Origin of the sequence: Polynucleobacter sp. MG-27-Goln-C1 (assembly GCF_018881905.1) — a bacterium.
GTDB lineage: Bacteria > Pseudomonadota > Gammaproteobacteria > Burkholderiales > Burkholderiaceae > Polynucleobacter.
Genome location: NZ_JACVPM010000002.1, coordinates 565,860 through 589,164 on the forward strand (window position 1 = coordinate 565,860; position 23,305 = coordinate 589,164).

Annotated in this window: 21 protein-coding genes; 16 read left to right on the forward strand and 5 right to left on the reverse strand. The window is 46.8% G+C overall.

What is annotated here, in order from left to right; translation table 11 throughout:
- Positions 1–8 precede the first annotated feature (8 nt).
- Genes aroB through ICN14_RS07015 form a run of 4 tightly spaced genes read right to left on the reverse strand, consistent with a single transcriptional unit; the run spans position 9 to position 3,126 of the window.
- Positions 9–1,091 carry a 3-dehydroquinate synthase gene (gene aroB / locus ICN14_RS07000; protein WP_216225737.1) on the reverse strand — a complete coding sequence of 361 codons (1,083 nt, stop codon included), beginning with the start codon at positions 1,089–1,091 and terminating at the stop codon, positions 9–11.
- A gap of 8 nt (positions 1,092–1,099) precedes the next feature.
- Positions 1,100–1,624 (reverse strand): shikimate kinase, encoded by a 525-nt coding sequence (locus ICN14_RS07005; RefSeq protein ID WP_215302357.1) that lies wholly within the window; start codon positions 1,622–1,624, stop codon positions 1,100–1,102.
- 12 nt (positions 1,625–1,636) lie between these two features.
- On the reverse strand, positions 1,637–2,749 hold the full coding sequence (locus ICN14_RS07010) for a secretin and TonB N-terminal domain-containing protein (RefSeq protein ID WP_255535996.1): 1,113 nt from the start codon (positions 2,747–2,749) through the stop codon (positions 1,637–1,639).
- Between the two features lie 5 nt (positions 2,750–2,754).
- A complete protein-coding gene (locus tag ICN14_RS07015; protein ID WP_216225738.1) occupies positions 2,755–3,126 on the reverse strand; it encodes a hypothetical protein in 372 nt (123 codons plus the stop codon).
- A 449-nt stretch (positions 3,127–3,575) separates the two neighbouring features.
- Between ICN14_RS07015 and ICN14_RS07020 the strand changes: the two genes are divergently transcribed.
- The 16 genes from ICN14_RS07020 to hisD all read left to right on the forward strand — a co-directional run bounded on the left by ICN14_RS07020 (position 3,576) and on the right by hisD (position 22,151).
- Positions 3,576–5,912, forward strand: a complete 2,337-nt coding sequence (locus tag ICN14_RS07020) for a penicillin-binding protein 1A (RefSeq protein ID WP_216225739.1) — start codon at positions 3,576–3,578, stop codon at positions 5,910–5,912.
- Between the two features lie 12 nt (positions 5,913–5,924).
- The gene (locus ICN14_RS07025) at positions 5,925–6,629 is read left to right on the forward strand and encodes a transposase (protein WP_216225740.1); all 705 of its coding nucleotides are present in this window, start codon (positions 5,925–5,927) and stop codon (positions 6,627–6,629) included.
- A gap of 194 nt (positions 6,630–6,823) precedes the next feature.
- The gene (locus ICN14_RS07030; RefSeq protein WP_216225741.1) at positions 6,824–11,569 is read left to right on the forward strand and encodes a glutamate synthase-related protein; all 4,746 of its coding nucleotides are present in this window, start codon (positions 6,824–6,826) and stop codon (positions 11,567–11,569) included.
- 38 nt (positions 11,570–11,607) lie between these two features.
- Positions 11,608–13,071, forward strand: coding sequence for a glutamate synthase subunit beta (locus tag ICN14_RS07035; protein ID WP_216225742.1), 1,464 nt, complete (start codon positions 11,608–11,610; stop codon positions 13,069–13,071).
- Positions 13,072–13,081: 10 nt separating this feature from the next.
- The gene (locus ICN14_RS07040; RefSeq protein WP_216863236.1) at positions 13,082–13,948 is read left to right on the forward strand and encodes an ABC transporter ATP-binding protein; all 867 of its coding nucleotides are present in this window, start codon (positions 13,082–13,084) and stop codon (positions 13,946–13,948) included.
- Complete coding sequence (gene mlaE, locus ICN14_RS07045; RefSeq protein ID WP_216225743.1) at positions 13,945–14,742, forward strand: lipid asymmetry maintenance ABC transporter permease subunit MlaE; 798 nt, start codon at positions 13,945–13,947, stop codon at positions 14,740–14,742. The genes ICN14_RS07040 and mlaE overlap by 4 nt, the downstream gene beginning before the upstream one ends.
- A gap of 21 nt (positions 14,743–14,763) precedes the next feature.
- Complete coding sequence (mlaD, locus tag ICN14_RS07050; protein WP_216225744.1) at positions 14,764–15,246, forward strand: outer membrane lipid asymmetry maintenance protein MlaD; 483 nt, start codon at positions 14,764–14,766, stop codon at positions 15,244–15,246.
- Positions 15,246–15,992: a VacJ family lipoprotein gene (locus ICN14_RS07055; protein ID WP_216225745.1), complete on the forward strand. Its 747-nt coding sequence runs from the start codon at positions 15,246–15,248 to the stop codon at positions 15,990–15,992. Before mlaD ends, ICN14_RS07055 begins: the two co-directional genes overlap by 1 nt.
- Before the next feature lie 71 nt (positions 15,993–16,063).
- Positions 16,064–16,711: a phospholipid-binding protein MlaC gene (locus ICN14_RS07060; protein WP_216863237.1), complete on the forward strand. Its 648-nt coding sequence runs from the start codon at positions 16,064–16,066 to the stop codon at positions 16,709–16,711.
- A 33-nt stretch (positions 16,712–16,744) separates the two neighbouring features.
- A complete protein-coding gene (locus tag ICN14_RS07065) occupies positions 16,745–17,005 on the forward strand; it encodes a lipid asymmetry maintenance protein MlaB (RefSeq protein WP_216225746.1) in 261 nt (86 codons plus the stop codon).
- A 1-nt stretch (position 17,006) separates the two neighbouring features.
- Positions 17,007–17,759, forward strand: a complete 753-nt coding sequence (locus ICN14_RS07070) for an ABC transporter ATP-binding protein (RefSeq protein WP_216225747.1) — start codon at positions 17,007–17,009, stop codon at positions 17,757–17,759.
- Positions 17,756–18,544 (forward strand): ABC transporter permease, encoded by a 789-nt coding sequence (locus ICN14_RS07075; protein WP_216225748.1) that lies wholly within the window; start codon positions 17,756–17,758, stop codon positions 18,542–18,544. Before ICN14_RS07070 ends, ICN14_RS07075 begins: the two co-directional genes overlap by 4 nt.
- Before the next feature lie 69 nt (positions 18,545–18,613).
- Complete coding sequence (locus ICN14_RS07080; protein ID WP_215334184.1) at positions 18,614–18,862, forward strand: BolA family protein; 249 nt, start codon at positions 18,614–18,616, stop codon at positions 18,860–18,862.
- Positions 18,863–18,895: 33 nt separating this feature from the next.
- Positions 18,896–20,170, forward strand: coding sequence for a UDP-N-acetylglucosamine 1-carboxyvinyltransferase (gene murA / locus ICN14_RS07085; protein ID WP_216225749.1), 1,275 nt, complete (start codon positions 18,896–18,898; stop codon positions 20,168–20,170).
- Between the two features lie 20 nt (positions 20,171–20,190).
- Positions 20,191–20,817, forward strand: a complete 627-nt coding sequence (gene hisG / locus ICN14_RS07090) for an ATP phosphoribosyltransferase (protein ID WP_015420282.1) — start codon at positions 20,191–20,193, stop codon at positions 20,815–20,817.
- Positions 20,818–20,828: 11 nt separating this feature from the next.
- Positions 20,829–22,151 (forward strand): histidinol dehydrogenase, encoded by a 1,323-nt coding sequence (gene hisD / locus ICN14_RS07095; protein WP_216225750.1) that lies wholly within the window; start codon positions 20,829–20,831, stop codon positions 22,149–22,151.
- A 38-nt stretch (positions 22,152–22,189) separates the two neighbouring features.
- Here the strand turns inward: hisD and hisC are convergent, their stop codons facing one another.
- Positions 22,190–23,263 (reverse strand): histidinol-phosphate transaminase, encoded by a 1,074-nt coding sequence (hisC, locus tag ICN14_RS07100; RefSeq protein WP_216225751.1) that lies wholly within the window; start codon positions 23,261–23,263, stop codon positions 22,190–22,192.
- Positions 23,264–23,305: the final 42 nt, after the last annotated feature.

Here is a 23,305-nt window from a genome sequence, read left to right on the forward strand (position 1 = left end):
CTAGAAAATTAAACTGCCCCAGTTGCTGTTAGGGTTTCGATGACCTGAGCATCGGGAACACTCTTGATTTGCGCTTTGCCAATCTTTTCTAAAACGACGTAACGGATTTGACCGCCTTCAGTTTTTTTATCTACCTGCATTAATTCCATATAACGCTGGGCGCCAAACTTAGGAGGCGCAATCGGCAGATTCATAGACTGAATAATTTGAGTTAAGCGATTGACCTCATCTTGGGTGATGAAGTTCAGACGTCGCGAGAGATCTGCACCCATGACCATGCCGCAGCCAACAGCTTCACCATGCAACCATTCACCATAACCCATGCCAGCTTCGATCGCATGACCAAAGGTATGCCCAAAATTAAGAGTGGCACGGATCCCGCCTTCTCTCTCATCTGCTGAAACAACAGCTGATTTAATTTCGCAAGAACGTAATACTGCATGCGCCATTGCTGCGGTATCGCACGCTAATAATGCATTTGCATTTGCTTCTATCCAGCTCAAAAATTCAGCGTCTGCAATTGCACCATGTTTAACTACCTCAGCTAGACCTGCAGAGAGTTCGCGTGTAGGTAATGTCTTCAAGGTATTTAGGTCAGCAATGACCGCTGCTGGCTGATGAAACGCCCCAATCATATTTTTTCCGAGGGGGTGGTTAATGCCGGTCTTGCCGCCGACAGAAGAGTCCACCTGAGCCAGCAGGGTTGTTGGCACTTGAATGAAGCGGATACCGCGCATAAAGCTGGCAGCAGCAAAACCAGTCATGTCACCAATCACGCCACCACCCAATGCCACCAACATAGTTTGACGATCAGCACCAAATTTAAGGAGGTCATCAAAAATCAATTGAAGATTTTTCCAGTCCTTATAAGACTCTCCATCAGGCAACACAATCGTTCTGACCGGCTTGCCTAGTTTCTCGAGAGTCTTGGTGAGACGCTCAGCATATAAAGGTGCAACTGTCGTATTGGTAACAATATAAATCGATGTTGCTTTTTCGCAAGCGCTAAATAATTCTGGCTGATCTATTAAATCCGTACCGATATGAATAGGGTAGCTACGATTGCCTAGATCAACTTCTAATGTTTTCATGGGTAAATTTATGCGGAGAGTTCGAGTTGCATGATGAGAGTGTTGACTAGTTGATTGACGCTGGGCTTTCCAGTCTCAATTACATAGTCAGCGATTTCGCGATACAGAGGGTCGCGAATGGCGTATAGGTTTTCTAAAATCTTTTTTGCATCACCATTTTTAAGAAGCGGCCTACCTTCGCCACCTTTAGTGCGATGCCATAGCTCCATAGGATTGGCGTGCAGATAAATTACTGTTCCTCTTTCGCTAAGGAACTGACGATTCTCAGGCAGGAGTACGGCGCCACCACCAGTTGCCAAAATGACGTCATGTTCAGCCGTAATATCTTTGATTGCCTGAGCCTCGCGTTTGCGAAATCCATCCTCGCCCTCCATTTCAAAGATGACGGGAATCTTGACTCCGCAACGATCTTCAATCACATGGTCGGCATCCAAAAATCGACGGCCCAATTTCTTGGCCAGCAATTTACCGACGGTCGACTTCCCGGCGCCCATAAGGCCAATCAGAAAGATATTGTTGGATGAAGAGTTCACCCTTTGATTTTATTAGTGTTTGTCCAGCACGGTGGGGGTTAAGAAGACTAATAGTTCAGTTTTATCTGCTAATTTGGATTTGTGGCGAAATAAATGCCCAATCAAGGGAATGTCACCTAGAAGTGGAACCTTGATTTCATCATCTCGTTCGGTGGTTTGAAAGATGCCCCCAATGATGGCTGTGCCCCCATTTTCAACGGTTACCTCAGAACTGAGGTTTTTGGTATCAATGGCATAGCCCTGTTCGGTTTTCATCCCAATTGTGTCTTTATTGATCCCCACCAACATCGAAATCTTTCCGTCAGGATGAATCTTGGGTAAGACCTCTAGGCGTAAATTGGCTTTGCGGAACTGTAATTTGCTCCCGCTTTGAGAGCTCACTTGATAAGGGAGCTCAGTTCCCTGCTCAATTGTGGCTTTAACTTGATCGCCAGTCATGATTCGGGGGTTGGAGAGAATCTTGCCCTGGCCATCAGATTCGAGGGCTGAAAGCTCTATTTGCAACAGTCTGGCTGCATTCTTGGAAACTAGAGTTGCAGCCAGGGTGGCTGGGTTAAATCCGGCTAAGCCAGTCCCTGCGAGATCGAGATTGGCGCTGGCGTTTTGGTCTGGGTGATTGCCAATGCCGTTGGCTTGATATCCCAACTTCATTCCTAGTTCGCGGGCAAAGCGCTGATCGGCCTCGACGATGCGAGCCTCAATCAGGATTTGGCGCGGGCTATTGATGTGATCACCCCCGAAAGGTAGCGCGGCATCCTCCCGCCGAAACTTTTGAAAACTCTGAATTTCTGCATGAGGACCAATCCAGTAAATATCCCCGTTCCGCACAAGTCGTAATCCACGGCTAGCCAGAATGGAATGGAGAGCAGTTTGCCAGGGGGTATCTTTAAGGTCGACCGAGATCTTGCCTTGAATGGACTCGCTGAGCAGAAAGTTAGTACCCCCCATTTTTGCTAAAACCTGTAAAAGTTCAGTCATTTCAATTTGGCTAAATTGCAGGCTAATGCGACTATCTCTGAGGGTGGTCGAAGAGCTTCCTTCGGGGGGATTTCCCAGGGCCGGGTTGAGCAAAAAAACCACTACTGAGGCGAGCAGGGCGGCACGGGATTTTTGTAAGATCTTCAATAAAGTTACTCTGATTGAGTTGATTTAAAAGTGATGGATTTGCCTTTGGGGTGGGTCAAGATAGCCAACTCTTTTTCAGCTTGGGTAAGGCGCCATTCCCCCAAAGTTAGATCCTGTTTGACCACCATCCTTGTGGACTTGCCGGTATGAAAAAAAGCGTGCTCCACTGCCCCCATACGGGTGATACCCAAATATCTCCAGCGACGAAGATCAGCCTCGTACGGAATGACTACTGGCTTGCTTTGAGGTACCTGTATTGGCGCTTTTATCTCTATTGAGTGAATACTCACTTCCATATCTTCTATTGCCTGATATAGATCATCTCTCTCAACTTCCCATTCGCCTTGAGATAACTCAAAGTCTTCCTTGAGGGTCAATAGCTGATTCTGCAGGCTACTTATTTCCCCCTGAGAGTCAGATTTATTAGGGTCAAAATAAAGAAATAGGCAGCCACTGCAGACTAATAAGAGGGCGCCAAGAATCCAAATCGAGCTGAAATTAAGCCTATTTAACTCAAGGGATTTAGCAAGAAAAGAGGGTTTTGGAGTCTTTGTTTGAGGTGCAAAATCTTCCCTGGGAGGAGGGGATGATTTCCGAATTCCATGGGGATCTGGAATGGCGGGGTCATTCCCTAGCTCGCTCAAAATGTCATCAAAAGACTGGGGGGAAATGTGGCGTGGAGGCATGCCATATTGTTTGTCCTGGGGATAGTAAAAACGATCAGGGAAGGCAGAATTCAGCGTCAGAAAATTCCATCCCAAAATCTTTCAAACAAGGGTTTTGGAGCTTTCGGGAAAATTGCGTAAGCACCCTATAATTTGAATCTATGGCTCTACCCCCAAAAGACAAGCCGCCCTTAAATCGGCGGTTTAACCGACAGCCTGATAGACGTCCCGGTCAGCCTAGAGCGGAGCATGCCTCATCCAGAAAATCAGGAAGCAACCCCCTGATTAAGGCACTGCTAATTATCAGCATGGTCTTTGCGGTGGTAATTACATTGTTGCTGGGATATGCCTTCTTAATAGCAAAGCCGAATTTGCCGAAGATCTCGGCGCTGGTCGATTACAACCCCAAAACACCCTTACGCATCTATACGGCCGATAAGGTTCTGATTGGTGAGTTTGGGGAGGAGCGCCGTAAGGTGATTCCTTTGAATGAAATCCCTATGAGTATGCGTAATGCAGTCTTGGCTATTGAGGACGATCGCTTTTACTCCCATGGAGGGGTGGACTACGTGGGTATTCTCAGGGCGGCACTCACCAATTTACGTGGCAACCTTTCTCAGGGCGCGTCAACCATCACGATGCAGGTAGCTCGCAACTTCTTCCTAAGCAATGAGAAGACCTTTAGCCGCAAGATTTACGAGGTTCTCCTGTCTTGGGAAATTGAGTCTCAATTAAGTAAAGACAAGATTCTTGAGATTTATATGAATCAGATCTTTTTGGGACAGAGGGCTTATGGATTTTCTAGTGCCGCCCAAATCTATTTCGGCAAGGAATTAAAAGACATCACGATTGCTGAGTCGGCAATGTTGGCTGGTTTGCCAAAAGCGCCATCTGCATATAACCCAGTAAGTAACTTCCGTCGTGCCAAGATTCGTCAGGAATACATTTTGCAGCGGATGCGTGATTTGTCGTACATCACTCCCGAGCAGTATCAAATCGCCATGGCAGAAGAATTGCATATTCGTGGTCTTGGAAATGAATTTAGTACCCGCGCAGATTTTGCTTCGGAGATGGTGCGTCAATTACTGTTTACACAATACGGCGAAGCAATTTATTCCCAGGGTATCGATGTGTACACCACGATCTTGAAGGCGGATCAAGATGCGGCATATAAGGCAGTACGTCGCGGTATTTTTGAGTATGACTTGCGTCATGCTTATCGTGGCCCAGAGGGATTTATTGATTTGCCAGAAGATCACGTCAAGCGTCAGCGTGCGATTGATGAAGCCTTGTTGGCTTACCCCCAGTTAGATGACTTGCAGTCCGGTGTTGTACTTGATATCAAGCCAAAAGAAATGCAAGTGATGATTTCGACGGGAGATACGATCACACTGAAAGGTGAGGGTATGAAGCTTGCTGCTGCCTCTTTAACCGATAGCACGCAGCCAAAAAAACGCTTACGCCCTGGCGCCATCATTAGATTGCTTTCAGATGGCGGCGTTTGGAAGTTGGCGCAATTACCGCAAGTTGAAGCAGCCTTTGTTTCTATGAATGCCGAGACGGGCGCGATACTCTCCTTGGTAGGCGGTTTTGATTTCCGTCGCAATCAATTTAATCACGTCACTCAAGCTCAGCGCCAACCGGGATCTTCATTTAAGCCGTTTATTTATGCTGCTGGAATTGAAAAAGGCTTTTCTCCAAGCACGATGGTGAACGATGCACCACTGTCTATTGGAAGCATGGAAACTGGTAGCCAAGCCTGGGAGCCAAAGAACTACGACGGCAAGTATGAAGGCATGATGCGCTTGCGTACTGCTCTAGCTAAATCTAAGAACTTGGTTTCTGTACGATTAATTCGTGCCATTGGTCCTTCGTATGCACAAGAATATATTCAGCGCTTTGGTTTTGAGAAGGAGAAGCATCCGCCTTACTTAACTATGGCTTTGGGTGCGGGCTCTGTAACTCCGCTGCAAATGGCTTCTGCTTACAGCGTGTTTGCTAACGGCGGCTATCGTGTAGATCCATTCTTAATTAATAAGATGATAGATTCAAAAGGAACGGTTTTATTTGAAGCGAAGCCTACCCATGCTCGAGAAGATGCGCCTCGCGTATTAGATGCAAGAACTGCATTTGTGATGGATAGCATGTTACAAGAGGTCACCAAGACTGGAACCGCTGGAAGTGCGAGAGCGAAATTGGGTCGCAGTGATATCGCGGGCAAAACGGGTACAACGAATGATTCTCATGATGCTTGGTTTGCGGGATACAACCCAAAGGTAGTAGCGATTGCTTGGATTGGATTTGATAAGCCAGCTAGCTTGGGTGATCGTGAGACTGGTGGCGGCCTTGCTTTGCCAATGTGGATTTCTTATATGAGTACTGCGCTCAAAGACGAGCCACAACAAGGTCGCGAAGTACCCGCTGGTGTAACTCAAGTCGATGGTGATTGGTTTATCCCAGAGTTTTCTAATAATGGTGGTGTACGCGAACTTCAGTAGTTCGTTTTAGCAATGGCAAGGCAAGCGCGTACCATTATTCCCGGCCAAGCAATGCATGTCATGGTTCGCGGCAATAACCGAGAAGTGCTTTTTTTTAATGATGCGGATCGCCGTATCTATTTAGATTGGCTCCGAGAAGCTGCAAAGCAATTTGGGAGTGCAGTACACGCTTTTGCTTTGATGCCCAATCATGTTCATCTCTTGATGACTCCCCAAAACGCAGACTCGCTTGCAAAAACAATGCAATCCCTAGGGAGGCGTTATGCCCAGTACTTCAATCAACAGCATCACCGTTCGGGAACTATTTGGGAGGGACGGTATCGCTCCTCACTAATAGACCCAGATTATTTTTTGCGCTGCCAACGCTATATTGAGTTAAATCCTGTGAGGGCTGGTTTTGAATCTAGCCCACAAGATTCGACTTGGACCAGTTTTGCTTCTCACATTGGCGGTAATGCAGAGCCTTGGTTGGTTGATCATCAGCACTTTTGGAAGTTGGGTAATACCCCTTTTGAGAGGCAAATGACTTGGGCGGGATTTGTGAAGGAAGGCGCCCCTCATTGGGAGGATCGCCAAATTACTGAAGCATTGGTGAGATCTAAGCCTTGGGTGAGTGATATTTTCGCTAAAAAGCTATTTAAGGATGATCCCGATCAGACTTTAATTCGATATCGTGGCCGCCCTAAGAAAATAATATCAATTAATTCAACAACTTAGATAGCATTCTCAGGATTGGGCAATTAACTGTTTTGCCATGATCTAACGACTCTGTCCCTTTTAAAGCAATTCATTTTGGTGCTAACCCAATTTAAATGGGACAGACTCATTTTATTTCTATTGCATCAGCATGGGTATTCACCTATATTTGATCCTCCAAAAGTAATCAGGCCCCAAGGGCACACGGAAATACCATGACTACACAAATGAATACAGATCTACGTCCAATTGCACAGGGTCTCTACGATCCACAAAATGAGCATGATGCTTGCGGCGTCGGATTCGTCGCCCACATCAAGGGTAAGAAGTCACATGAGATTGTTGCTCAGGGATTGAAAATTCTTGAGAACTTAGATCACCGGGGCGCAGTTGGTGCTGACCCATTGATGGGTGATGGCGCTGGAATTTTGATTCAGGTTCCTGACACTTTGTACCGCGAAGAGATGGCTAAGCAAGGTATCGAATTGCCACCATTTGGTGAGTACGGCGTCGGCATGATTTTCTTGCCTAAGGAGCATGCATCCCGCTTAGCTTGCGAACAGGAGTTGGAGCGCACTGTTCGTTTGGAAGGTCAAGTTGTATTGGGTTGGAGAGATGTACCCATCGATGTGAAATTGCCGATGTCTCCAACTGTACAAATGACCGAGCCATTTATCCGTCAAATCTTTATTGGACGTGGCCGCGACATCATGACAACCGATGCGCTTGAGCGTAAGTTATATGTGATTCGTAAAACTGCAAGTCATGCAATTCAAGATTTACATTTAAAGCATGGCAAAGAATATTTTGTTGCATCGATGTCTGCTCGCACCATTGTTTACAAGGGTTTGCTGTTGGCCAACCAAGTGGGCGCGTACTACAAAGATTTGCAGGATCCGCGCACTGTATCTGCATTGGCATTAGTGCATCAACGCTTCTCAACAAATACTTTCCCAGCATGGGAATTGGCTCACCCATATCGCATGATTGCGCACAATGGTGAGATCAACACTGTTAAAGGTAACGTCAACTGGGTGAATGCACGTGAAGGTGCTATCAGCTCCCCAGTGCTTGGCGATGACCTTAAAAAATTATGGCCGCTCATTTATCCAGGTCAATCTGATACAGCTTGTTTTGATAACTGCTTAGAGTTATTGGTGATGTCAGGTTATCCATTGGCACAAGCCATGATGATGATGATTCCAGAGGCATGGGAACAACATTCATTGATGGATGAAAACCGCCGTGCATTCTATGAATACCATGCAGCAATGATGGAACCATGGGATGGCCCAGCTGCTATGGCATTTACAGATGGCCGCCAGATTGGTGCCACCCTTGACCGTAATGGTTTACGTCCAGCTCGCTACTATGTGACTGATGATGACTTGGTCATCATGGGTTCTGAAGCTGGCGTATTGCCGATTCCAGAGAACAAGATTGTTCAAAAATGGCGCTTGCAACCAGGCAAGATGTTCATGATTGATATGGAGCAGGGCCGCATTATTGATGACGTCGAATTAAAAGATGCCGTCTCTAAAGCGAAGCCATATAAGAGCTGGATCGATGCGGTGCGCGTGAAGCTCGACGAAGTTGATGCAAGCAAAGACGACATAGTGGATGAAAAAATCACGATCCGTCCAGCAGCCAAATTATTAGATCGCCAGCAAGCCTTTGGTTATACCCAAGAAGACATCAAGTACCTCATGGCGCCAATGGCTATGAATGGTGAAGAGGCCATTGGATCAATGGGTAACGATAGTCCGTTAGCTGTGCTCTCTAATAAGAACAAGCCACTCTATAACTACTTCAAGCAATTGTTTGCGCAGGTGACCAATCCTCCGATTGACTCCATCCGCGAAAACATGGTGATGTCCTTGGTGTCTTTCATTGGACCTAAGCCGAATTTGTTGGACACCAACAATATCAACCCACCAATGCGCTTGGAAGTAAGTCAGCCGATTTTAGATTTTGACGATATGACTAAGGTTCGTCACATCGGCCATTACACCAACGGCAAGTTCCGCTCGTATGAGTTAGATATTTGCTACCCAGCATCATGGGGTAAGGCTGGCATTGAAGCTCGCCTAGCATCCTTGTGTGCAGAAGCGGCGGATGCCGTTCGTTCTGGTTACAACATCTTGATCGTGAGCGATCGCCAGGTTGATGAGCAGCACGTGGCAATTCCTGCGCTGTTGGCAACTTCTGCAATTCATCAGCACTTGGTTGAAAAAGGTTTGCGTACTAGCGTTGGCCTCGTTGTTGAAACTGGTAGCGCGCGTGAGACGCATCACTTCGCACTCTTGGCTGGCTATGGCGCAGAAGCCGTTCATCCATACTTGGCAATGGAAACATTGGCCGAGATGGCTAAAGGTTTATCAGGCGACCTGTCAGCTGAAAAAGCAGTGAAGAATTATGTGAAAGCGGTTGGTAAGGGCTTGCAAAAAGTGATGTCCAAAATGGGTATCTCTACTTACATGTCATACACCGGCTCACAGATTTTTGAAGCGATCGGTTTGAATAAAGATGTTATCGACCATTACTTCAAGGGCACTCCATCCAACGTGGGTGGTATTGGTGTATTCGAAGTAGCTGAAGAAGCATTGCGTATGCATCAGTCTGCATTTGGTAATGACCCAGTGCTGACCAATATGCTCGAAGCGGGTGGTGAGTACGCTTTCCGTATCCGCGGTGAAGATCATATGTGGACTCCAGATACGATTGCGAAGTTACAGCACTCCACTCGTATTGGTATCGAGAAGGGTTATCAAACCTATAAAGAGTACGCCAACATCATTAACGACCAAACTAAGCGTCAGATGACATTGCGCGGCCTGTTTGAGTTCAAGATTGATCCAGCTAAAGCAATTCCTTTGGATGAAGTCGAATCCGCAAAAGAAATCGTTAAGCGTTTTGCGACTGGCGCGATGTCTTTGGGTTCAATCTCTACTGAAGCGCATGCTACTTTGGCAATTGCCATGAATCGTATTGGTGGTAAGTCCAATACTGGTGAGGGTGGTGAAGATCCAAACCGTTATGTGAATGAGCTCAAAGGCATTCCTATTAAGAAGGGTGAAACCTTAGCCAGCATTTTGGGTGATGATGTTGTTGAAGCAAATATTCCTTTGCTCGATGGCGATTCATTGCGCTCCAGAATTAAGCAGGTTGCTTCAGGTCGTTTTGGTGTGACTACTGAATACCTGCGCTCTGCTGATCAGATTCAGATCAAGATGGCTCAAGGCGCTAAACCAGGTGAAGGCGGTCAGTTACCGGGTGGCAAAGTTTCCGATTACATCGGTAAGCTGCGTTTCTCCGTGCCAGGTGTTGGTTTGATTTCTCCTCCCCCGCACCACGATATTTACTCTATTGAAGATATTGCCCAGTTGATTCACGATCTGAAGAACGTGAACCCAGCTGCTGACGTATCTGTGAAGTTGGTTTCTGAAGTCGGTGTTGGCACGATTGCAGCCGGTGTTGCCAAAGCGAAAGCAGATCACGTCGTGATCGCTGGACATGACGGCGGTACAGGCGCATCACCACTATCTTCTATTAAGCACGCTGGTTCCCCATGGGAATTAGGCTTAGCTGAAACTCAACAAACATTAGTGCTAAATGGTTTGCGTAGCCGTATTCGTGTGCAAGCCGACGGTCAAATGAAAACTGGTCGTGACGTCGTGATCGGTGCTTTATTGGGCGCGGACGAGTTTGGTTTTGCAACAGCCCCATTGGTTGTTGAGGGTTGCATCATGATGCGCAAGTGTCATTTGAATACCTGCCCAGTTGGCGTTGCTACACAAGATCCGGAGTTGCGTAAAAAGTTCTCTGGTAAGCCAGAGCATGTTGTGAACTTCTTCTTCTTTATTGCGGAAGAAGTTCGCGAGATCATGGCTCAACTTGGTATTCGTAAGTTTGATGATTTGATCGGACGTGTTGACTTCTTGGATACCCGCAAAGGTATTGAGAATTGGAAAGTGCATGGCTTGGATTTCAGCAAGATTTTTGCTGAACCTAATGTAGCTAAAGATGTGCCACGCTACCAGGTCCTGACGCAAGAGCATGGCTTGGGCAGTGCGCTCGATAACATTCTGATTGAGAAGAGCGAGCCTGCATTGCAACGTGGTGAGAAGGTCTCCTTCATTGTTCCAGTGAAGAACGTAAACCGTACTGTTGGCGCGATGCTCTCCGGAGAAATCGCTCAACGTTATGGTCATGCTGGCTTGCCTGATGACACTATCCATATTCAATTGAACGGTACCGCTGGTCAAAGTTTCGCGGCCTTCTTAGCGCGTGGCATCACCTTAGACTTGGTTGGTGACGGTAATGACTACGTTGGTAAGGGCTTATCTGGTGGACGTGTGATTGTGCGTGCTCCACATGAGTTCCGTGGCGATACAGCCAAGAACATCATTGTTGGTAACACTGTTCTCTACGGTGCAATCGGCGGCGAAGCATTCTTCAATGGTGTAGCTGGCGAGCGTTTTGCAGTTCGTAACTCTGGTGCAACTACCGTAGTTGAAGGCACTGGCGATCACGGTTGCGAATACATGACTGGCGGCACTGTAGTGGTGTTGGGCGCAACTGGCCGTAACTTTGCGGCAGGTATGAGCGGCGGTATTGCTTATGTTTATGACGAAGACGGTCTGTTCGAGAAGCGTTGCAATACCAGCATGGCAACTTTGGAAAAAGTGTTGCCTTCTGCTGAGCAGATTGCCAAGATGCCTCAGTCACAGTGGCATGCCCCTGTTGATGTGAAGGATGGTGGCGAACGTATGACCGATGAGCAAATTCTGAAGGGCTTGATTGAGCGTCATTTCCGCCATACTGGCTCCGAGCGTGCAAAAGCACTCTTGGCTGATTGGGAAAATGCCCGTGGTCGTTTTGTGAAAGTGCTGCCTACTGAGTACAAACGTGCTCTAGGTGAGTTGTGGGAAAAAGCACAAAACAAAACTGTTGCAGCTTAATCAATATAGATATTAAGAAAAGATACTGAGGATTCGATATGGGTAAGGTCACTGGATTTATGGAGTTTGAGCGCGTAGATGAAACCTACGAAGCTCCCGTTAAACGCCTCCATCACTACAAAGAGTTCGTTGCGGCATTAACGGATGATGAAGCTAAAGTTCAGGGTGCGCGCTGCATGGATTGCGGTATTCCGTTTTGCAATAGCGGTTGCCCTGTCAACAACATCATTCCGGACTTCAATGACTTGGTATTTCATAGTGACTGGAAGAATGCGTTGGATGTTTTGCAATCAACAAATAACTTCCCTGAGTTCACTGGCCGTATCTGCCCTGCACCTTGCGAGGCTGCCTGCACTTTAGGAATCAATAGTGAGGCCGTTGGTATTAAGTCTATCGAGCACGCCATTATTGATAAAGGTTGGGAGAATGGTTGGGTTAAGCCGCAACCATCTAAAACTAAGACCGGTAAAAAAGTAGCTGTTGTTGGCGGTGGTCCTGCTGGTATGGCGACTGCGCAGCAATTAGCGCGTGTTGGTCATGACGTTACCGTATTTGAAAAGAATGATCGTGTTGGCGGATTGTTACGCTACGGCATTCCTGATTTCAAAATGGAAAAGTGGTTGATCGACCGTCGTGTCGAACAGATGCAAGCCGAAGGTGTGAAGTTTGAGACCGGCGTATTTGTTGGTAAAGAAGCAATTGGCGCTGAAGTTAAAAACTATTCCACAAAAACTGTTTCACCCGATCAGTTGATGAAAGATTTTGACGCTGTTGTGATTAGCGGTGGATCTGAGCAGCCACGTGACTTGCCAGTCCCTGGTCGTGAATTGAAAGGCGTTCACTATGCTTTGGAATTCTTGATTCCACAGAACAAAGAAAACGCAGGCGATTTTAAAAATGAAATTTCTGCAGCTGGTAAGCATGTAGTGGTAATTGGTGGTGGTGATACTGGATCTGATTGCGTGGGAACCTCTAATCGTCATGGCGCAGCCAAAATTACTCAGTTTGAATTGTTGCCACAGCCGCCGGAAACTGAAAACAAGCCTTTGGTATGGCCGTACTGGCCAACCAAATTGCGCACATCTTCCTCGCACGAAGAAGGTTGTGAGCGCGATTGGTCTGTTGCTACAAAGCGTTTTGAAGGTAAAGACGGTAAATTAGAGAAATTAATCTGTGTGCGTTTGGAGTGGAAAGACGGCAAGATGTCAGAAATGCCAAATTCTGAATTCGAGATCAAGGCAGATTTAGTGTTCTTGGCCATGGGCTTTGTGTCACCTGCAGCTCAGGTTCTCAATGCCTTTGGTGTTGAAAAAGATGCTCGCGGCAATGCAAAAGCTACGGTTGACGGCCAAAATGCTTATCAAACTAACGTTCCCAAGGTATTTGCCGCTGGCGACATGCGCCGGGGACAATCTTTGGTAGTTTGGGCGATTCGTGAAGGTCGTCAAGCGGCTCAGGCAGTAGACGAGTATTTAATGGGGTCTTCTGTTCTGCCGCGATAATATCGAGGATATGAACAGTAGCCACTCCAACTCGGTGGAAGTGAAGCAAAAAACCTCTAGCGGTGGCCATGGCGAAGTTGTAGTTCAAATTAAGGACGTCAACTTTTCCTATGCCCCTGGTGAGCGGCAAATTTTATCGGGACTCAATATGGAGTTCCGTCGCGGCCAAGTCGTTGCAGTGATGGGCGGCTCCGGTTGTGGCAAGACGACTATTCTGAGACTCATTGGCGGCCAGTTCGCCGCCCAGTCTGGTCAAGTTTTATTCGAAGGCCATGATATTGGCAAAATGAACGGTAGGGAATTGATGGCAGCCCGTCGCCGCATGGGAATGCTCTTTCAGTTCGGCGCACTCTTTACTGACCTAAGTGTTTTTGAAAACGTTGCCTTTCCTCTGCGTGAGCACACCAATTTAAGTGAAGAGCTATTGCGCTCTTTGGTTCTGATGAAACTCAATGCAGTTGGCCTGCGTGGCGCGCGCGATTTGATGCCCGCGCAGATTTCTGGTGGCATGGCACGCCGTGTTGCTCTAGCAAGGGCGATTGCGCTTGATCCTCCCTTGATCATGTATGACGAGCCGTTTGCTGGTCTTGACCCAATTTCTTTGGGAATTACTGCACGCTTGATTCGGGATCTGAATCAAGCCTTAGGTGCAACGAGCTTATTAGTTACGCATGATGTTGAAGAAACATTTGAAATCGCCGATTACGTTTATTTCATTGCCAATGGCCGCATTGGTGCCGAAGGTACTCCAGCAGAGTTAAGTCGTTCAAGTGATCCTTTCGTTCGCCAATTCCTGGATGCTTCACCGGATGGCCCTGTGCCATTTCACTATCCAGGACAAAGCCTTGCGGAAGATTTTGGAGTGAGCTTGAAATGAGCATCCTTCATAAGGCCCTAGATCTTTTCGGTAACCTCGGTTTTTTTGTTCGTCGCAATTTAACGAGTCTTGGACTTGCTGCGCGCATGTTCGCTGCGGTGATTTGGCGTTCCGGATTTTTATTAAAAAGACCTCGCTTAGTTTCTGATCAGATCCTATTTGTCGGTAATCACTCATTTGTGATCATTGCGGTATCTGGTTTATTTGTTGGATTTGTTTTGGGCTTGCAGGGTTATTACACCCTCAATCGTTATGGCTCTGAACAGGCCCTGGGTTTATTGGTTGCGCTATCACTCACTCGTGAATTAGGCCCAGTAATTACCGCTCTCCTATTTGCTGGTCGCGCTGGCACATCCCTTACGGCAGAGATTGGCTTGATGAAGGCTGGTGAACAGTTAAGCGCTATGGAAATGATGGCGGTAGATCCATTGAGCCGGGTGATTGCTCCACGTTTATGGGCTGGCATTATTGCAATGCCGATTTTGGCTACGATCTTTACAGCGGTTGGTGTGATGGGTGGCTACTTTGTTGGGGTTCCCTTAATTGGCGTTGACTCTGGCGCCTTTTGGTCCCAGATGCAGGGCGGGGTAGACCTCTTTTCTGATATCGGCAATGGCCTAATTAAAAGCTTGGTGTTTGGTGTGGCAGTGACCTTTATAGCGCTGTATCAGGGCTATGAGGCAAAACCTACGCCTGAGGGCGTATCGCAAGCTACCACCAGAACAGTGGTGATTTCCTCCTTATCGGTTTTAGCGCTGGACTTCTTGCTCACCGCAATGATGTTCTCGAATTAGAAAAAATAAACTGGGACTCTTATGAGAAAAAGTGCAATTGATTTTTGGGTCGGAATATTTGTAGCCATTGGCTTACTGGCTGCTTTGTTTCTAGCATTGAAGGTCGGCAATATGAATGCCGTTTCCTTTGCGCCTACTTACAAAATTTCTGCGCGCTTTGACAATATCGGTGGATTAAAGCCACGTGCACCAGTCAAAAGTGCTGGGGTAGTTGTTGGCCGTATTGCCAATATTTCTTTTGATGACAAGACTTATCAGGCAACCGTCACTATGACGATCGAAGATACCTATAAGTTCCCTAAAGATTCTTCTGCAAAGATTTTGACCTCTGGTTTGTTAGGCGAGCAATACATTGGACTTGAAGCTGGTGGTTCGGATGATATGTTGGCTGCTGGAGATAAGATTACTCAGACTCAGTCTGCTGTAGTTTTAGAAAACCTCATTAGCCAGTTCTTGTATAACAAGGCTGCCGATAGCGGTAAAGATAAGGGTGCTGAAAAGTAATGCAGTGGCTTGTCAAACTCAAACGTCTTATGCTGCTTGGCTTAGTGGCTAGCATGGTAGGTTGTGCTTCGATTCCTGCTGGAGTGGAGCCTTCCCCACATGATCCTTGGGAGCCGTTCAACCGCTCCGTTTTTGAATTCAACGAAGGTTTAGATGCCTATCTGCTAAAGCCAGTAGTTGCTGGCTACCGCTTTGTCTTGCCAGAATTTGTGCGTGAGGGCATTTACAACTTCTTTAGTAACTACAGCGACATCTACACTGCGTTGCAGAATCTTTTGCAGGGCAAGCCAGGCGATGCTTTTAGTGATCTGATGCGGGTGGTAGTTAATACCACCTTTGGATTGGGTGGTTTGATTGATATGGCCACGCCTGGCGGCCTACCAAAGCATAAAGAAGACTGGGGTCAAACCTTTGGCGTCTGGGGTATTCCTTCTGGACCCTATGTCGTTTTGCCATTCTTTGGGCCAAGTAGTGTGCGCGATACCTTTGGTACGGTAGCCGATTTAGAGTCTGACTACCTATTTAGCTATGTCAAAGATATTGGTCTACGAAATAGTATTACTGGCTTGCGGGTGGTTAATGCTCGCAACACTTATTACGAAGCAGGCGACCTCTTGGATGGGGCAGCAATTGATAAATACAGTTTTATGCGAGATGCCTATATTCAGCGACGTGAGTATCAGATTAATGAAGGACGTGAAGACGAGGAGGTATTAATGCCCCCTTATCAGAATCCCTATGAATAAAGGCAGTGAGCTGTCTGGATTTTGTTAAAGAGCTAAAATGAGCTCCAACAACTAGCATTAATCGAGGACACATGAAAAGCCACAAAACTATTCAAAAATACTGCACAGCATTGCTATCAAGCTTGTTTTTGTTTGCAGGTGGTGCATTTGCTCAAGCTGTTGATCAGTCCACACCGGATGGCTTGATTAAGACTGTAGTTTCTGACGTGATGGCTTCTGTGAAGTCTGATCCCGAAATTCAAAAAGGGAATATTCCACGCATTGTGGATTTGGTGGATAAGAAAATTGTTCCCTATACCGATATGCGCCGTACTACTGAAATGGCGATGGGCCCCAATTGGAAAAAAGCAACTCCAGAGCAGCAAGCCCAATTGGTTAGCGAGTTTAAGAATTTATTAATCCGTACTTACTCAGGCGCTTTAAGCCAACTGCGTGATCAAACCATTCAATTTAAACCGTTGCGTGCAGCACCAGACGATAAAGAGGTTGTTGTAAAGACTGTAGTAATTGGTCGTGGTGATCCCATTCCGCTTGACTATCGCCTAGAAAAAACCGCCAACGGCTGGAAAGTCTATGACATGAACATCATGGGCGTTTGGTTGGTTGAGGCCTATCGCAATCAATTTGCGAACCAAATTAGCCAGAATGGTGTTGAGGGTTTGGTGAAGTTCTTGCAAGAGCGCAACAAACAACTTGCTGCTGCAAAGCCAACAAACTAAAAATCACACAGATTTAGTAAAGATCAATAGCAGATGCCATTTTTATTGCCCGCTTCAGTGACACAAGATAATGTGTCGCAGTTAGAAAAAGATGGCTTACTCAATTTGGCTGTACTAAGAACGGTTGACTGCAGCAATCTTAAAGACTTCGATTCCACAGTGCTAACTATTTTTTTGGCATGGCAGAAAAAATTACAAGCTGACGGTCAGCAAATTTCTGTACAAAATGCACCTGAAAAATTAACTGTATTAGCTGGCGTATATGGTGTTGCCGAGCTGCTAGGTTTGTCATAGCATGCACGCCGCAATATCGATTAAAAACGTATCAAAAAATTATGGCGCATTACAGGCGCTAGATGATGTCTCTTTGTCAATTGAGCAAGGCGAGTTCTTTGGCCTGCTTGGCCCCAATGGTGCAGGTAAGACAACGCTGATCTCCATTCTGGCGGGCTTGGTTACCGCTGATAGTGGCCACGCCGCAATCATGGGTGCTGATGTACAAAGCAAGTTTCGTGATGCTCGCCGGATGCTCGGAGTGGTTCCACAGGAGTTGGTATTTGATCCCTTCTTTACCGTAAGAGAGACACTGCAATTTCAGTCGGGCTATTTTGGTATTCGTCATAACGATGCGTGGATCGACGAGATTATGGCCAACTTGGATCTCACTGGTAAAGCTGATAGCAATATGCGCTCCCTCTCTGGCGGTATGAAGCGTCGAGTATTGGTGGCTCAGGCATTGGTTCATAGACCTCCAGTGATTATTTTGGATGAGCCTACAGCTGGCGTTGATGTGGAATTGCGCCAATCTCTGTGGCAATTTATCAGTCGCCTAAATCAAGATGGGCATACCATTGTTCTAACAACCCATTACCTTGAAGAGGCTGAGGCGTTGTGTCAGCGCATCGCCATGCTCAAGCAGGGAAAGATTGTGGCTTTGGATACAACTGCAAATTTACTGAGTCAATATGGCTCAGTGAAAAAAGATGGCGAAGGCAAGACAGATCTCGAAGATGTGTTTGTGAATATCATGTCGGGGGGCACTCGATGAAATCGACCTTGAATAAACTGCCGATCTCTTATGGCAGTGGCTTTCCAACCCTATTGCGAAAAGAAATTAAGCGCTTTTATAAAGTAGCTTTTCAGACGGTTGCGGCACCAGTGCTCACCGCCGTCTTGTATTTAATGATTTTCGGTCATGTGCTTGAGGGCAAAGAAGTGTATGGTCGCCTCAACTACACAGCTTTCTTGATTCCTGGCTTAGTCATGATGAGTGTGTTGCAAAACGCTTTTGCAAACACTTCTTCGTCACTCATTCAATCGAAGGTGACTGGTAATCTCGTGTTTGTCCTGTTAGCCCCTTTTAGTCACCTAGAGTTTTATGCTGCATACGTCTTAGCTGCGGTATTCCGTGGAATTGTCGTGGGCTCTGGTGTGCTGCTAATTACAGCGTGGTTCGCTATGCCATCCTTTGAATATCCTTTATGGATCATGGTATTCGCTCTTTTGGGCGCTGCAATTTTAGGAAGTATGGGTTTAATTGCTGGTATCTGGGCTGATAAATATGATCAGCTAGCGGCCTTCCAGAATTTCATCATCATGCCTGCCACCATGTTGTCAGGCGTGTTTTATTCCATCCATTCTTTGCCTGCAGCATGGCAGGTAGTGTCTCACTTCAATCCATTCTTCTACATGATCGATGGTTTCCGTTACGGATTCTTTGGAGTGTCGGATATTTCCCCTTGGGACAGTTTGGCAATTGTTGCCTACTTCTTTGTTGTGGTCTCGGCTATCGCTTTGCGTTTGCTACAAAAAGGCTACAAACTCAGGAACTAAGTGCAATTGAGCTTGCCTTAAAAATTAGTATTAGAAAATCGTTAAGAAATTAGAAATCAGGAGATTGTGATGTTGCCAACCCCAGAACAAATTGAGGGATATATTCAGCAAGGTCTAGCCTGCACCCATGTCAAAGTTGAGGGTGATGGACAGCACTTCTTTGCGACGATTGTGAGTCCAGAGTTTGAAGGCAAGCGTTTGATTCAGCGTCATCAATTGGTATATGGCGCAATGGGTGATCGTATGAAGGCGGAAGTTCACGCTTTATCAATAAAAGCATTTACTCCCGAAGAGTTTGCACAAAATACCCCAACATAAAACACGACACTAGATTTTTACTGGAATAGATTCATGGATAAATTACGAATGGTTGGCGGCACTCCGCTGAAGGGCGAAGTAGTCATTGCTGGCGCTAAAAATGCAGCACTACCAATTTTGTGCGCTTGTTTGCTAACCGATCAACCTATTACTTTGCGTAATGTTCCAGATTTGCAAGATGTACGAACCATGCTGAAGCTTCTTCAAGAAATTGGTGTGACCGTCACTTTTCCAGATGTGAATGATCGCAATCATGTCGTGCTCAATGCTGCCACTATTAAGAGCTCTGAAGCAACCTATGAGATGGTCAAAACTATGCGCGCCTCTATTTTGGTTCTGGGCCCATTGCTTGCCAGAATGCATAGTGCCAAGGTTTCTCTGCCAGGCGGTTGTGCCATTGGCGCGCGTCCAGTTGATCAGCATATCAAGGGCTTAAAGGCCATGGGCGCAGCGATCAAAATTAAGAGTGGCTACATTCAGGCAGAAACCAAATCTGCTACGGGTCGTCTGCAAGGTGCTTCCATTTTGACTGACATGATCACCGTAACCGGTACAGAGAATTTATTGATGGCCGCTACTTTGGCGTCAGGCACAACGATTTTGGAGAATGCAGCGCGCGAGCCTGAAGTAGGGGACTTGGCTGAGTTGCTTGTCAAAATGGGCGCCAAGATTACGGGTATCGGCACAGATCGCTTGGTAATTGAGGGTGTTGAAAAGCTCCACAGTGCAGAACATGCTGTGATTGCTGACCGTATTGAGGCAGGTACATTCTTGTGTGCAGTCGCTGCTGCTGGTGGTGAGGTGTTGGTGAAGCACTGTCGCCCAGACACATTGGATGCTGTGATCGTCAAACTCAAAGAAGCTGGTTTGGAGATGGAGGTGGGTCCCGATTGGATTAAGGCCTCCATGAAAGGTCGCCCTAAGGCTGTTAGCTTCCGCACTTCGGAGTATCCAGCGTTCCCGACAGATATGCAGGCTCAACTGATGGCAGTCAATGCGATTGCCCAGGGCAACGCCACAATTACCGAAACCATCTTTGAAAACCGCTTTATGCACGTTCAGGAGATGAATCGTCTTGGTGCAGATATTGCCATTGAGGGTAATACTGCTATTGCCCAAGGTGTTGAGAAGCTATCTGGCGCTATCGTGATGGCTACCGATTTACGTGCGTCTGCCAGCTTGGTGATCGCAGGTTTGGCTGCCCAAGGCGAAACCCAGGTGGACCGGATTTATCACCTGGATCGTGGATATGACCGCATGGAGCAAAAGTTGACCCTCTTAGGCGCCAACATTCAGCGAATCAAGTAAGCCTGATGGATAATTAGTCCATGAAGTTAACTTTAGCCCTCTCGAAGGGGCGCATCTTCGAAGAAACCGCTGAGATCTTATCCAAGATCGGTATTCGTCCGCTTGAGGATCCAGAAAAGTCACGCAAACTCATTATTGAAACCTCAAATCCGGATGTGCGCCTCATCATCGTGCGCGCTTCCGATGTACCGACCTACGTTCAGTTCGGCGGCGCTGATTTTGGGGTTGCCGGCCTGGATGTTTTGATGGAAAACGGTACCGATGGCCTATATGTGCCTTTTGATCTGAATATCGCTAAATGCCGTATGTCAGTTGCCGTTAGAGAAGGTTTTGATTACGCTGCTGCTGTAAAGCAGGGCTCTCGTTTAAAAGTCGCAACCAAGTATGTCAATTGCGCCCGTGAACACTTTGCCAATAAGGGCGTTCACATCGATACGATTCATTTGTATGGCTCGATGGAGTTGGCCCCATTAGTTGGATTGGCTGATGCGATTGTGGATTTAGTTTCTACAGGCAATACCTTGCGTGCAAATGGTTTGGTTGAGGTTGAGCCAATCGCCGACATTAGTGCGCGCTTGGTGGTTAATCAAGCCTCTTATAAGCGTAAGCGCACACAGCTTCAGCCGTTCTTTGAATTGTTGAAGTAAAGAAAATTCATATGTCAGCAGACATCAAAGTCAAACGCCTTAACAGCAACGATGCAGGGTTTAAAGAAACTTTGCTCTCTAGCCTTTCTTTACCGATGGCGGATGATGAGGCGATTGATGCCGCGGTAGTAAAAATTCTAGCGCAAGTTAAAGCACGTGGCGACGCTGCGGTACTAGATTTCACAAAGCAGTTTGATCGTTTAAATGTGGCTAGTGTTACTGAGTTAGAGATTTCTCAAGAAGAATTAAAAAAAGCCTACGAAGGCTTATCAGCAGAACAAAAAAATGCTTTAGATATTGCTGCGCAGAGAGTGCGCGCGTATCACGAGAAGCAAAAGATTGAAGCGGGTTGTCACTCTTGGGAGTATGAAGAGGCTGATGGCACGCGTTTGGGTCAAAAAGTAACAGCCTTAGATCGCGTGGGAATCTATGTTCCGGGTGGGAAAGCTGCCTACCCATCGTCTGTACTGATGAACGCGATTCCTGCAAAAGTGGCTGGCGTTAAAGAAGTCATTATGGTGGTGCCTACCCCCGATGGCGCTCGCAATCCTTTGGTATTAGCTGCTGCTTACTTATCAGGGGTTGATCGTGTCTTTACGATTGGTGGCGCGCAAGCTGTTGCTGCCTTAGCTTATGGCACACAAACTATTCCACCTGTAGATAAGATTGTTGGTCCTGGTAACGCCTATGTAGCAGCTGCTAAGCGCAGAGTCTTCGGTACCGTTGGTATCGATATGATCGCTGGTCCTTCAGAAATCTTAGTTCTCTGTGATGGTTCTAGTAATCCCGATTGGATTACGATGGATTTGTTTTCTCAAGCAGAGCACGATGAGTTAGCGCAATCTATTTTGCTTTGCCCTGATGAGAAATTTATCGAGGAAGTACAAGTAAGCATTAACAAGCTATTGCCTGAGATGCCCAGAAAGAACGTGATTGAAGCATCACTCACTAATCGTGCTTTATTGATCCAAGTGAAAGATATGAGCGAAGCCTGTGAGATTGCTAATGCGATTGCTGCTGAGCATTTAGAAATTTGTGCAACTGATGCGCGTAAGTGGTCTGAGTTAATTCGTCATGCTGGCGCTATCTTCATGGGTAACTACACTAGTGAATCTCTAGGCGATTATTGCGCAGGCCCAAACCACGTTCTACCAACAGCGCGCACTGCACGCTTCTCTTCACCTTTGGGTGTGTATGACTTTATCAAGCGCTCAAGCATGATTGAAGTTAGTGAAGCTGGTGCGCAAACCTTGGGTACTGTGGCTAGCACTCTCGCCCATGGCGAAGGCCTAACGGCTCATGCCCGCGCTGCTGAGATGCGTCTTAAGAAATAAATCTAATCTCGGTTTAGAAAAAACGACTGCAGTAAGGTTTAGGCGCTAGCCAGAATTTCTTTCAGAGCTGCAATCAATTCATTGGTTTGTTCATCGGTGCCGATAGTGATACGCAGAAATTCTTCAATACGCGGAGATTTGAAGTGACGCACAATAATTCCACGATCGCGTAAGGCTTGATACAGCTTTGCCCCGGCATGCGTAGGGCGACGCGTAAAAATAAAGTTCGCGGTTGATGGCAAGGTATCAAAGCCTAGTGAGGCCAATTCAGAAACTAAACGCTCACGAGTTTGAACAACTTTTTTGCTCGTAGATTCAAGGTGGGCTTGATCTTGTATTGCAGCAATCGCGCCAGCTTGAGCCAAGCGCCCAAGCGGGTAGGAGTTAAAACTATTCTTGACTCGCTCCAGACCTTCAATGAGGGCTGGATGCCCCACTGCAAATCCAACGCGTAATCCTGCCAGGGCGCGTGACTTGGATAGGGTATGAACGACTAAGAGGTTTTCTGGACAAGCGCTACCGCGAAGAAGTGGAATGCAGGACTCAGTTCCGTAATCCACATAAGCTTCATCTATCACCACTACTGAATCTGTATTTCTACTGAGTAGAGCCTCGATGTCTGAGCGAGGAATGGCTCGACCCGTTGGAGCATTGGGATTGGGAAAAATAATCCCGCCATTAGGGGTCTTGAAATTCTCTGTCTGCACTTCAAAATTGGGGCCAAGGGCGACGGTTTGATGGTCGATGCCGAACAACTTGCAATAAACCGGGTAAAAGCTATAGGTGATATCTGGAAACTGAACAGCCTTAGCTTGCTTGAGTAGGCCTAAAAATACGTGGGCTAACACCTCATCTGAACCATTCCCTAAAAACACCTGTTTAGGATCAAGGCCATGCAAATCAGCAATGGCCTTTTTAAGGGCGACCCCTTCAGGGTCTGGATAAAGCCTTAAATCATCCGTGTTTTGCTGATTTATAGCTGCTAGCGCCTTAGGTGATGGGCCATAGGGGCTCTCATTGGTGTTGAGCTTAACCAGTCGCTGCATTTGCGGCTGCTCCCCTGGAATATACGGGGTGAGGGTCTGAACAACGGGGCTCCAAAAACGGCTCATGAGGGACTCTAGTCAAAAATCAGCAAAAGTGAATAAACACCA